The organism is Nocardioides sp. ChNu-153 (assembly GCF_030466625.1).
Classification (GTDB): Bacteria; Actinomycetota; Actinomycetes; order Propionibacteriales; family Nocardioidaceae; genus Nocardioides.
This window is the reverse complement of sequence record NZ_JADEVT010000003.1, coordinates 80370-92886: the sequence shown is the minus strand read 5'-3', so window position 1 is coordinate 92886 and position 12517 is coordinate 80370. Positions and strand designations below refer to the sequence as shown.

9 protein-coding genes are annotated in these 12517 nt (G+C 74.6%); 5 read left to right on the top strand and 4 right to left on the bottom strand.

Going from position 1 to position 12517, the window contains the following annotated elements:
* Positions 1-22: 22 nt before the first annotated feature.
* From INN71_RS06465 to INN71_RS06450, 4 genes are all read right to left on the bottom strand, one after another.
* Entirely contained in the window at positions 23-2275 is a 2253-nt protein-coding gene (locus INN71_RS06465) for a cation-translocating P-type ATPase (protein WP_277498115.1), read from the bottom strand.
* Positions 2272-2481: a hypothetical protein gene (locus tag INN71_RS06460; protein WP_277498116.1), complete on the bottom strand. Its 210-nt coding sequence runs from the start codon at positions 2479-2481 to the stop codon at positions 2272-2274. Before INN71_RS06460 ends, INN71_RS06465 begins: the two co-directional genes overlap by 4 nt.
* 76 nt (positions 2482-2557) lie before the next feature.
* Entirely contained in the window at positions 2558-3508 is a 951-nt protein-coding gene (locus INN71_RS06455) for an SGNH/GDSL hydrolase family protein (RefSeq protein WP_277498117.1), read from the bottom strand.
* A gap of 33 nt (positions 3509-3541) precedes the next feature.
* Positions 3542-4726 (bottom strand): CdaR family transcriptional regulator, encoded by a 1185-nt coding sequence (locus INN71_RS06450; protein ID WP_277498118.1) that lies wholly within the window; start codon positions 4724-4726, stop codon positions 3542-3544.
* Positions 4727-4850: 124 nt separating this feature from the next.
* Here INN71_RS06450 and INN71_RS06445 point away from each other — a divergent pair, with 124 nt between their 5' ends.
* The 5 genes from INN71_RS06445 to INN71_RS06425 all read left to right on the top strand — a co-directional run bounded on the left by INN71_RS06445 (position 4851) and on the right by INN71_RS06425 (position 12473).
* The gene (locus INN71_RS06445; protein WP_277498119.1) at positions 4851-6050 is read left to right on the top strand and encodes a ferredoxin reductase; all 1200 of its coding nucleotides are present in this window, start codon (positions 4851-4853) and stop codon (positions 6048-6050) included.
* A 12-nt stretch (positions 6051-6062) separates the two neighbouring features.
* Positions 6063-7316: an acyl-CoA desaturase gene (locus INN71_RS06440; RefSeq protein WP_277498120.1), complete on the top strand. Its 1254-nt coding sequence runs from the start codon at positions 6063-6065 to the stop codon at positions 7314-7316.
* A 192-nt stretch (positions 7317-7508) separates the two neighbouring features.
* A complete protein-coding gene (locus tag INN71_RS06435) occupies positions 7509-9011 on the top strand; it encodes a zinc ribbon domain-containing protein (protein ID WP_277498121.1) in 1503 nt (500 codons plus the stop codon).
* A 72-nt stretch (positions 9012-9083) separates the two neighbouring features.
* Positions 9084-10676 carry an NAD(P)/FAD-dependent oxidoreductase gene (locus tag INN71_RS06430; protein WP_277498122.1) on the top strand — a complete coding sequence of 531 codons (1593 nt, stop codon included), beginning with the start codon at positions 9084-9086 and terminating at the stop codon, positions 10674-10676.
* Positions 10677-10916: 240 nt separating this feature from the next.
* Positions 10917-12473: a DEAD/DEAH box helicase gene (locus tag INN71_RS06425; RefSeq protein ID WP_301799917.1), complete on the top strand. Its 1557-nt coding sequence runs from the start codon at positions 10917-10919 to the stop codon at positions 12471-12473.
* Positions 12474-12517: the final 44 nt, after the last annotated feature.

The following is a 12517-nucleotide window of genomic DNA, read 5'->3' as shown; positions in this document are numbered from 1 at the left end:
GTGGCCGCCAGCGGCACCACCATCAGCTCCCGGCGCGGAACCTCCGCAGGCGCAGGCTGTTGCCCACGACGAAGACGCTCGAGAACGCCATGGCGGCGCCCGCCAGCATCGGGTTCAGCAGCCCGAGCGCCGCGAGCGGGACGGCCGCGACGTTGTAGCCGAACGCCCAGAAGAGGTTGCCCCGGATCGTCCGCAGCGTCGCCCGCGACAGCCGCACGGCGTCGGCGGCGGCGCGCAGGTCGCCCCGCACGAGCGTGATGTCGGCGGCCGCGATGGCCGCGTCGGTGCCCGTGCCCATCGCGATGCCGAGGTCGGCGGCCGCCAGCGCGGCGGCGTCGTTCACGCCGTCCCCCACCATCGCCACGACGCGGCCCTCGGCCTGCAGCCGGGTGACGACGGCGACCTTGTCCTCGGGCAGCACGTCGGCGACCACCTCGTCGATCCCCACCTCGGCCGCCACCTGCTCGGCCACCGCGCGGTTGTCGCCGGTGAGCAGCACGGGCCGCAGGCCCAGCTCTCGCAGCCGGGCGACGGCGGCCGCGCTCGTCGGCTTGACCTCGTCGGCGACGACGAGCAGGCCCCGCGCGCGACCGTCCCAGCCGACGGCGACGACGGTGCGCCCCTCGGCCTCCGCACGGGCCCGGGCGGCCTCCAGGTCGGCGTCGAGGTGCTGCGCCCAGTCGGCGAGCAGCGCGGGCCGCCCGACGACCACGGCGTGGCCCTCGACGACGCCGTGGGCGCCGCGTCCCGGGACGTTGGTGAAGCCCTCGACCCCCGGCACGTCCGCGTCGGCCTCGGCCGCCGCGTGGGCCACGGCCCGGGCGATCGGGTGCTCGGACGCCGCCTCGAGCGCCCCGGCGAGACGCAGCACGACGGCCCGGTCCTCGCCCGCGGCCGGTACGACGTCGCCCAGCGCCATCGCGCCCGTGGTGACCGTGCCGGTCTTGTCGAGCACGACGGTGTCGACGCGGCGGGTGGACTCCAGCACCTCGGGCCCCTTGATGAGCACGCCGAGCTGCGCGCCCCGCCCGGTGCCGACGAGCAGCGCCGTCGGCGTCGCCAGGCCCAGCGCGCAGGGGCACGCGATGATGAGGACCGCGACGGCGGCGGTGAGCGCGGCCGAGGCCGGGAAGCCGGCACCGAGCCACGCCCCGAGCGTCGCCACGGCGATGGCGATGACGACGGGCACGAAGACCCCGGACACCCGGTCGGCCAGCCGCTGCACCTCCGCCTTGCCCGACTGCGCGTCCTCGACCAGGCGCGCCATCTGCGCGAGCCGGGTGTCGTCCCCGACCCGGGTGGCCCGCACGACGAGACGGCCGCCGGCGTTGATCGTGGCGCCGGTGACGGCGTCGCCCGGCCCGACCTCGACGGGCACGGACTCGCCGGTGAGCAGCGAGGCGTCGACGGCCGACGTACCGCTCACGACCTCGCCGTCGGTCGCGACCTTCTCGCCGGGACGCACGACGAACTCGTCGCCCACCGCGAGGTCCGCCACCGCGACGCGGGTCTCGACGCCGCCGCGGAGCACCGCGACGTCCTTCGCGCCCAGGTCGAGCAGCGCCCGCAGCGCGTCCCCGGCCCGGCGCTTGGCGCGCTTCTCGAAGTAGCGCCCCGCGAGCACGAAGGTCGTGACCCCGGCCGCGACCTCGAGGTAGATGTTCGCCGCCCCGTCCGACGGCGCGACGGTGAGCTCGAAGGCGTGCGTCATGCCGGGCGTGCCGGCCGTGCCCCAGAAGAGGGCGTAGACCGACCACGCCAGCGCGGCCAGCGTGCCGAGCGAGACGAGGGTGTCCATCGTCGCCGCGCCGTGGCGCAGGTTGACCGCCGCGGCGCGGTGGAACGGCCAGGCGCCCCAGACGACGACGGGCCACGCCAGCGCCAGCGAGAGCCACTGCCAGTGGGTGAACTGCCACGCCGGCACCATCGCCAGCACGACCACGGGCACCGTCAGCACGGCCGAGGCCACGAGCCGGTCGCGCAGCGCACGCAGCTCGGTGGCGGCACGGTCGTCCGTCGCGGTCCCCGCGTCCCCGCCGGGAGCGCCCCGCTCGTCCGGTACGGCGGGCAGCTCGGCGCGGTAGCCCGCCTGCTCCACCGCGGCGACGAGCAGGAGCGGGTCGAAGCCCTCGGGCACCGCCACCCGCGCCTTCTCCGTCGCGTAGTTGACCGACGCCTCGACGCCGTCGAGCTTGTTGAGCTTGCGCTCGACGCGGTTGGCGCAGGACGCGCAGGTCATGCCGCCGATGGCGAGCTCGAGGCTGGTCGTGCTCATCGGTGCCCGCCCTCGTGGGCGCCGTCGCCGCCGTCCTCGACGCCGTCCTCCGCGCCGTGGTCGCCGGCCCCCGCGCGCTCGACCCATCGGTCGACGACGGGGTCGGGCACGAGCGCCGCGCCCGCGCCGTACGCGCCGGCGAAGACGAGGGCGAGTGCGCCGGCGTACAGCCCGAGCCGGGTCGCTGTGCGGGGTCCGTCCGCCATGGTTCCTCCTCCGGTGGTGCTCACGAGAGGAGAACATACCCCCGGGGGGTATCTGTTCCCAAGGTCGGAGGCGTGCTCACCCGTCCAGCGCGGAGATCACCTCGGCGGCAGCGGCGCGCTGGCCGGCGGGCAGGGGGTGGTACGGCGCGGCCTCGACGAAGTCGCTGCCGTTGATCCACGGGTCGTCGCTGCACAGCGCGTGGCCCTCGGTCGCGGCGAAGACGTCGACGTAGTCGGCGCCGGCCTGCTCGGCGGCCCGCTGCTGCGCGTTCACGAGCTCCTCGTTGAGCAGGCGAGCGAGGCCGAGCAGCTCGCCGTCGACGGGCAGGTCCGCGCAGCCCTCGGCGCCCGGCGGCACGACCTGGGGGTAGCCGACCACCAGCACCCGGGCCTGCGGAGCACGCTCGCGGACGGCGCCGATCACGGCGACGAGGTCGGTGGTGACGCGGGCGAGCCCCGCCTGCGCGGTCGCGAGGTCGAGGGTGGGGCACGTCGCGCCGGGCTGTTCGCACTGGCCGGCGAGCACGCCGAAGGCCCCGAAGTCGTTGCCCCCGGTGCTGAGGGTGACGACGTCGGTGTCGGCGGTCACGGCGTCGACCTGGGGCGGGAACGTCTGGCCGGCCAGCTGCTGGCTGCCCAGGAGGTCGGCCGTGGTGGCGCCGGAGCAGGACACGTCGACGAGCGTCGAGCCGCCGAACGCGCCGGCCACCAGCGACGGGTAGTTGACCTGCGAGCGCCCGCAGACGCCCGAGTCGCCCTGCGCCGGGTCGACCCCGGGCGCGGCCGTGTAGGAGTCCCCCATCGCCACGTAGACCTGGTCCGCGTGGTCGTCGGAGTCGTCGGTGCGCACCGCCGGACCCTCGGGGGTCTCCTCGGCCGCGGACGTCGCCCCGCTGCGCTCCCCGCCGGCCCCGCCGGCCCCGCCGGCCCCGTCCGAGCCCGACCCGTCGTCGCTGCAGGCGGCGAGGGCGAGCAGGAGGGCGGTGCCCGTGGCGAGGGGGCCCAGCAGGGGGCGGAGCGGACGCATGCGTCCAGTATCCGCGCGGCCCCACGCCGGGCCCTACGCCAGCGCCACCACGAGGTCGAGCACGACCTGCGGGTCGGTGAGCGACTCGCCCCACAGCTCGCGCACCTTGCCCATGCGGTAGCGGACGGTCTGCGGGTGCACGAAGAGGGCGGCGGCGACGTCGTCGCGCCGGCCCTGGTGGAGCAGCCAGGCCCGCAGCGTCTCCTCGAGGCGCGCCGCGGTGTCGGGGCGCACGCCGGCCAGCGGCGCGAGGGCGCGGGCCCGCAGCGCGGCGTGCGCCGCGGGGTCGGCGTGCACCACGAGCCGGGCGAGCAGGTCGTCGGTGTCGAGCACCCCGTCCGGTACGGCGAACGCCTCGCCCTCGGGTGCCCGCAGCGCCAGCGCGCGCTCGGCGCGGTCGTAGGAGGTGCGGGCCTCCAGCCACGGCACCGTCGGGCCGACGACCACGTCGCGCCGGGCCAGCGCCGCGAGCAGTGCGGGCCGCCGTACGTCGGGCACCAGCAGCAGCACCCGCTCGCCGTCCCCCAGGGCGGGCAGCTCGTCGGCCGGCTGCAGCGTCGCCGGGTCCACGATCGTCAGCGCCGCGCGGGCCTGCTCGCTGGGCACGACGAGCGCCGTCAGGGTCGTGGGCGGCGACCAGTCGACGACCTCGACGGCGGCGTGCACGGCGTCCGCGGGCGCCCGCTCCAGCAGGAGGTGCGCGACGCGCTCGAGGCGGCGGCGCCGCACCCGGCCGCTCGCCGCCAGCTCGTCGGAGTGGCCCGCGGCGCTGGAGGCCGACAGCTCGTCGATGAAGGCGAAGACCAGCTCGGCGAAGCCCGCGAGCGTGGCCGCGTCGATGTCGGCCTCGACCGCCGTGCGCGACAGCTCGCGCCAGGAGACGCGCGCGCCGATGCGGTACGCCGCGAGCAGCGCCTCCATCGAGCGGCCGCTCCGCGCCTCGCCGCGGCCCAGGTCGTAGGCGCCGCGGACGGAGGCGGCGGTCGGCGTGCGGGGATCGCGGGCGCCGCCGGAGACGAGCGAGACGAAGCCGCCGAGAGCCAGCTCGACGGCCTGGCGGATGGTCGCCCCCATGGGCCCCGACAGCGCGCCGGCGTAGCTGGGCACGTCGGCGATGATCGCCTCGACCGTGCGCCCGGCGACCTCGGGCAGCGCGGCCCGCAACGACGTGACGGTGGACGCGGGGAGGGTGACCCCGTCCTGCAGCGGTGAGTCCACGGTGCCTCCGGCCCTCCGGGGCGCGCCTGGGCACGCCGACCTTGTCCCGAGCGAACAACTCGCCCGGGTCGATTCAACCACCGGGCGTGACGGGATCACGCCGTCGGGACGCCACGATGGGGTCATGAGCTCCTTCGCTCCCCTGCTGCAGAGCCGCTCGGGCGGGTCCGGCACCCGCCCGGCCCTGCGGGCGCGCCTCGAGCGGCTGGCCAACGCGGCCGTCACGCCGCTCGTCCCGGCCGACTACCTCGACCTCTTCAACCCGCTGCGCGCCGGCGCCGAGCTGCGGGGGCGCGTCGTGGCCGTCGAGCCCGAGACCGCCGACGCCGCCACGATCGTCATCCGCCCCGGGTCGGACTGGGCGGGCCACGTGCCGGGCCAGTACGTCCACATCGGTGTCGACGTCGACGGCGTGCGCCAGTGGCGCGCGTACTCCCTGACCCACGGCCCGCGCCGCGACGGCCTCATCTCCGTCACGGTGAAGGCCGTCCCCGAGGGTGTCGTCAGCAACCACCTCGTCCACGAGGTGCGGGTCGGCACCCTGGTGCACCTCGAGCAGGCCACCGGCGAGTTCGTGCTGGCCCCCGAGGTCGCCGACGGCCCCGCCGACGGCCCCGCCGACGCCCCCGCCGACGGGCCGCGCGCGAAGCTGCTGTTCGTCACCGCGGGCTCCGGGGTCACCCCGGTCGTCGGGATGCTGCGCAACCTCTTCCCGGCCACCGACGACGGCGTCCTGCGGCTCCCGCGCAGCGCCCACCTCGACATCACCGTGGTCCACGTGGCGCCGAGCCGGCCCGACTCGATCTTCCGTCGCGACCTCGAGGCCCTCGACGCCGCCGGCGCGATCCGCCTCGTGGCGCGGTACGACGACGAGCACGGCCTGCTCGACGTCTCCCGGCTCGCCGACCTGGTCCCCGACCTGGGCGAGCGCACGACGTACGCCTGCGGCCCCGGCGGTCTCCTCGACGCGCTCGAGGCCCACCACGCCGAGGCCGGGCTCGAGCTCTTCACCGAGCAGTTCCGGCCCGCCAACCTCGTCGTCGCCGAGGGTGGCGAGGTCAGCTTCACCCGCACGGGCGCGACCGTCGACGCCGACGGCGCCACCACCCTGCTCGACGCCGGCGAGTCCGCCGGCGTCCTCATGCCGAGCGGCTGCCGCATGGGCGTCTGCTTCGGCTGCGTCCTCCCGCTCAAGGAGGGCTCCGTGCGCGACCTGCGCAACGGCGAGGTGACCACCGCGGTGCCCGGCGAGGTCGGGCCCGAGGGCATCCGCATCCAGACCTGCATCACGGCCGCCGCCGGCCCCTGCCACATCGAGATCTGAGGGGATCCACCCATGACCGTCGTCAGCAAGAAGTCCGAGAGCCCCATCGCCCACCTGTCGCCCGAGGACGTCGAGGAGCTGGGTCGCGAGCTCGACGCCATCCGCCAGGAGGTGCTCGACGCCCGCGGCGGCAGCGACGCGGCGTACATCCGCAAGGTGATCGACGTGCAGCGCAAGCTCGAGCTGGGCTCGCGCGCCGTGCTGCTCGCCAGCGCGTTCCCGCCCGCCTTCGTCGCCGGCACCATCGGGCTGTCGATCGCGAAGATCCTCGAGAACATGGAGATCGGGCACAACGTCATGCACGGCCAGTGGGACTGGATGCGTGACCCGAAGATCCACTCGACCACCTGGGAGTGGGACAACGCGTCCACGGCCGAGGGCTGGAAGCACAGCCACAACGAGCTGCACCACACGTACACGAACATCATCGGCAAGGACAACGACCTCGGCTACGGCATCATGCGCGTCGACGAGGACCAGCGCTGGTACCCCTTCTACCTGGCGCAGCCGGTGTGGAACTTCATCAACGCCTGCTTCTTCGAGTACGGCATCGCCGCCTACGACCTCGAGCTCGGCAAGAACCTGAAGACGCCGAAGGACAAGCGTCCCGAGTCGTTCAAGAAGTCGGCGCGGGCCACGCTGGCGAAGATCCGCAAGCAGGCGACGAAGGACTACGTCGTCCACCCGCTGCTGTCGGCGCCCACCGGGTCGCTGCTGCCCACGCTGGCCGCGAACTTCACGGCCAACCTGGTCCGCAACCTGTGGAGCCACTCCGTCATCATGTGCGGCCACTTCCCCGAGGGCGTCGAGACCTACGAGAAGGCCGCCATCCCGGAGAAGGAGACCCGCGGCGAGTGGTACCTGCGCCAGATGCTGGGCTCCGCCAACATCTCCGGCTCCAAGGCCATGCACCTCATGACGGGCAACCTGTCGCACCAGATCGAGCACCACCTCTTCCCCGACCTGCCGAGCAACCGCTACGCCGAGGTCGCACCGAAGGTGAAGGCGCTGTTCGACAAGTACGAGCTGAACTACCACGAGGCCCCGCTGGTGGCGCAGGTCTACTCCGCCTGGCACAAGGTCGTGCGCCTCTCGCTGCCCAACGGCTGGCTGGAGACGACCAACCGCTCGAACCTGCCGGGCCAGCTCAAGCTGCTGTGGGCCATGACGACGGGGGACCGCAAGGTCCGTCGCGTCGCGCAGCTGCGCCTCGACCAGCAGGCCCGCCGCCTCGCCGCGGCGCGGAAGGTCGAGAAGGCCGCCTGAGCCGACGCCGAGGCACCACGACGGGCCGCGGGGATGCACCAGCATCCCCGCGGCCCGTCGGCGTGACGTGGCACCCTCCGATCCGTTGGATTGGCGGGGTGAGCCGCGGGGTAGGGAGCGCCCCGGCCGGGCTCGCCACCCGGTAGCCTCACGTCGCTCGCCCGAAGGCCCGGGCGCTGGAAGGAATCCGTCATGACCAACTGCACCGCCTGCGGCCACGAGCTGCCGCCCGACTCCGCGTTCTGCGAGGAGTGCGGCACCCCGAGCGACGCCACGAACGTCCACGGCTCCGGCAACCACCCCACGCAGCCCTTCGGCGCCACCGGCTCCCCGTCGTACGCGCCCCAGGGGCAGTACGGCGGCCCCTCCGGCGAGGCGCCCACGACCTTCTCCGGTGCCTACGGCCAGGGCGGCCAGGGCGGCCAGGCCGGCCAGGGCGACCAGGGTGCGCCTCCGCCGTACGGTGGTGGCTACGCCGCGCCCCAGGGCGGCTACGACCAGGGCCAGTACGGCCAGGGCGGCTACGACCAGGGCCAGTACGGCCAGGGCGGCTACGACCAGGGTGGGTTCAACCAGGGCGGCTACGGGCCCGGCGGCTACGACGGCGGGGAGTACGGCGCGCCCCCCGGCGGGGCGGGCGGCTCCGGGGGCAACGGCAAGCGCAAGTGGATCATCATCTGGTCGATCGTCGCGCTGCTGGTTGTCGCGGCCATCGTGGCCGTGCTGATGCTGACGGTCTTCAAGGGTGACGACAACGGCGGCGACGACGACCCGGGCGGCGACGACACGTCGTCGACCGAGGGCGGCGACAGCGGCTCGGGCATCGAGCTCGGCGCGGTGAACGAGGTCGAGATGGACGGCGACGAGGCCGTCATCGAGGTCGAGGCCGAGGCCGGGCAGATCATCGTGCTGTCCTCCGAGCAGGAGGACCTCTCCGACCCGACCTACGACTTCGACGACTTCTACGTCGACGAGGGCTGGTTCGAGGGCGCGGGCGTCAGCGGCTGGGACGCGGCCGAGGACGGCACGCAGGAGATCCGGATCGCCTACGACGGCGACGAGGACCTGACGTCGATCGAGGTCTACGTCGACGTCATCGACGCCGAGCGCATCCAGCCGGGCGACGAGGTCGAGCTGGCCGACGGCGCCGAGGTGGGCGCGGCGATCTACGAGGACACCGACGGGGAGTACGCCGTGCCGAGCGGCATGTTCACCGACTTCTTCTGCAGCGACGGCGACGAGTGCACGCTGTACGGCGAGGTGCTCGCCGTCGTCACCGACTCCGGCCTCACGATCGAGGAGACCGACGCCGACCCCAGCCCGACCGACGAGCCGACGACGTCGGGCACGCCGGGCGCGGCGGTCCTGCCCGACGGCAGCACCTCGGGCGGCACGACGATGCCCCCGGGCGGTGCCAGCACGACGATCACCGCGACGGCGTCCGGCGTCATCACGATCGAGCTCATCGACGTGGCCGGCGGCGGCTCGGGCGGGGCGATCGACTTCCGCCTGCGGGTGCTCGACGGGGCCCGCGCCGAGCTGTGCAACCGCGACAGCTCGTACGACGACGAGGAGTGCGCCATCGAGGTCGTCGAGGGCGAGGCCTACAAGATCGAGGTCACGGAGTACACGGGTGACCCGGCCGCGACGAGCGACTTCCGCCTCAACATCGTGCCCGGCGGCGAGATCTTCTGAACCGCTGATCGACCACCCGTCGCGCTATTGAACGCGTGACAACAAGCCGGTGTCTGCGCCATGATCCCGACCATGGCGCAGACACCGGCTCGCTCCGGCGACACCCCCGAGCCCACCGACCTCGCAGTCCCGGGCGACCCGTCGACCTCGGCGGACGACGCCGGGGCCGCCGGCAGCACCGGCCCCGCCCCGCACGACGAGGTCGTGCGTGACGTCGCCCCCGCCGAGCACGTCGACGTCCTGGTCGTCGGCGCCGGCCTGTCGGGCATCGGCGCGGCGGCCCGCATCGCGCAGGACCACCCCGGTCTCTCGCTCGTCATCCTCGAGTCGCGCGAGCGTCTCGGCGGCACGTGGGACCTCTTCCGCTACCCGGGCGTGCGCTCCGACTCGGACATGTTCACGCTCGGCTACCGCTTCAAGCCGTGGCTCGGCGAGAAGGCCCTGGCCGACGGCCCCGCCATCCGGGAGTACGTGCGGGAGACCGCCGAGGAGTTCGGCCTGACCGAGCGCATCCGCTACGGCCACCGCGTCGTCGGCGCGTCCTGGGACTCGGCGGCCGCCCGCTGGACGGTCGAGGCGCTCGTCGACGGCGAGCCCACGACGTACACGGCCGGCTTCCTCTACTGCTGCTCGGGCTACTACGACTACGCCTCGGGCTACCGGCCCACCTTCCCGGGCGAGGAGCAGTTCGGGGGCACGTTCGTGCACCCGCAGGACTGGCCCGAGGACCTCGACGTCAGCGGCAAGCGGGTCGTCGTCATCGGGTCCGGGGCGACCGCCATCACGCTGGTGCCGTCGCTGTCGTCGGGCGAGGGCGCCGCCGCGCACGTGACGATGCTGCAGCGCACCCCGACGTACGTCATCTCGATCCCGGCCAAGGACAAGCTGTCGCTCGCCCTGCGCAAGGTGCTGCCCGAGATGACCGCCTACCAGGTGGTGCGCTGGCGCAACGTGCTGCAGCAGATGGCGTTCTACAACGTGAGCCAGAAGTTCCCCGGCCCCGTGAAGAAGGCCGTGCGGGCCTACACGCGCCGCCAGCTGCCGCAGGTCGACGTCGACACGCACTTCAACCCGCCGTACGACCCGTGGGACCAGCGGTTCTGCGTCGTGCCCGACAGCGACCTCTACAAGGCGCTGCGCTCGGGGCGGGCGTCGGTCGCGACGGGTCGCATCGAGACGTTCACGCCCACGGGGATCCGGCTCGAGGGCGGGGAGGAGCTCGAGGCCGACGTGGTGGTGACCGCGACGGGGCTCAACCTGCTGGCGTTCGGCGGCATCCGCTTCGCGGTCGACGGCGAGGAGGTCGCGCTGCCCACCACGATGGCCTACCGCGGCCTGATGCTCACCGGGCTGCCGAACTTCGCGTACACGATCGGCTACACCAACGCCTCGTGGACGCTCAAGGCCGATCTCGTGGCCGACTACGTCTCGAAGGTGCTCGGGCGGCTGCACGGCTCGGGGCTGCGCAAGGTCGAGGTGCGGCGCGACCCCGCGGTCCCCGAGGAGCCGTTCATGGACTTCGAGGCGGGCTACGTGCTCCGCTCGATCGACCAGCTGCCCAAGCAGGGCGCCGAGGCCCCGTGGCGGCTGCGGCAGAACTACGTGGCCGACCTGCGGGCGATCCGCGGGGCCGACCTCGACGACGACGCGCTCGCCTGGTCCTGAGCCGGTCCCGGCCGCGGCGTGACCTCGGCCACCCCACCCCCCGCGCGGGGGGTGGGGAATCGTCGTACGTCGGGGCGCACGGCTAGGTTGGTCGCGTCGGCCCGTCCCGTCTCACCTCGGACCGAGCGTCCGCCCCTCGTGGCGGCGGACGTGGCCGCTCCGACGCGGCACGTGCCCGCCGGCCCCGTCGCCGGCCGGGCCCCCAGGTGGGACGTCAGCTGACGAAGGTCGACCCCCCTCATGACTTCTCCCGGTTTCGCCGATCTCGGCGTGCCCACCGCCCTCTGCGACGTGCTGTCCGCGCAGGGCATCACCGTCCCCACCCCGATCCAGGCCGCCACGCTCGGCGACTCGCTGAACGGCCGTGACGTGCTCGGCCGCGGCCGCACCGGCTCCGGCAAGACCTACGCGTTCCTCCTGCCGCTGGTGGCGCGCCTCACCGCCGGCGCCGCCCGCCGTCCGCGCCCGGGCGCCCCGCGCGCCCTGATCCTGGCCCCGACGCGCGAGCTCGTCGGGCAGATCGAGGAGTCGCTGGCCCCGCTGGCGGCCGCGAGCGGCCTCACGACGCGCACCGTCTTCGGTGGCGTCGGCCAGAACCCGCAGGTGCAGGCGCTGCGCCGCGGCGTCGACATCGTCGTCGCCTGCCCCGGCCGCCTCGAGGACCTCATCGGCCAGGGCCACTGCAGCCTCGGCGACGTCGAGATCACCGTGCTGGACGAGGCCGACCACATGGCCGACCTCGGGTTCCTGCCCGCCGTACGACGCCTGCTCAACGCGACCCCGAAGCGCAGCCAGCGGCTGCTGTTCTCGGCGACGCTCGACAACGCCATCGACGCGCTGGTGAAGCAGTTCCTCCACCAGCCCGTCACCCACGAGGCCGACTCGGCGCAGTCGCCGGTCTCCGCGATGGAGCACCACGTGCTGCACCTCGCGAGCCGCGACCACCGCCTGCCGGTGCTCGTCGACCTCACGAGCGGCTCCGACCGCACCGTGGTCTTCACCCGCACGAAGCACGGCGCCAAGGCGCTGGCCCGCCAGCTCAACAAGGCGGGCGTGCCGGCGGTCGACCTCCACGGCAACCTGTCGCAGGGCGCCCGCACCCGCAACATGGACGCGTTCCACGCCGGCCGGGCGACCACCCTCGTGGCCACCGACATCGCGGCCCGCGGCATCCACGTCGACGACGTTGAGCTCGTGGTGCACGCCGACCCGCCGGCCGAGCACAAGGCCTACCTGCACCGCTCCGGGCGTACGGCGCGCGCCGGCGCCGCGGGCACCGTCGTGACGCTGATGACCGACGACCAGGCGCGCGACGTGCGCGCCCTGACGAAGGCCGCCGGCATCCGACCGCGCACGACCAAGCTCGCCGGGCCCACCGACGCGGTCCTCGCCGAGCTGGCCCCGGGCGAGCGCACGCTCGTCCCCGGTGGTCTCGACCTGACGACCGAGGTCGCCTCGGGGGGCCGCGGCTCGGGCTCGACCTCCGGCTCGGGTGAGGGCTCCGACGAGCGCCGCGGTGGCGGGGGCGGCCGACCGCGCCGGCGCCGTGGTCGCAGCGGCTCCGGCGGGGGCTCCGGCCAGGGCGGGTCCGGCTCGTCGCGTCCCGCCGGCGGTCAGGGCGGCTCCGGCGGCTCCGGCCGCTCCGGCTCGGCCGGCGGCCGTGGTGGTTCCACGGGCGGCGCGCGCTCCGGCGGGGGCCGCACTGCCGGTGCGGGCGCCGCTCGCTCCGGCGCGGCCCGGCCCGCCGGTTCGGGCTCCTCGCACAGCGCCGCGGACGTCAGCAAGCGCTTCCGCTGAGTCGGGGGGAGGCGCGCTTCGTTACCCGCGAGTACCATCGCGGA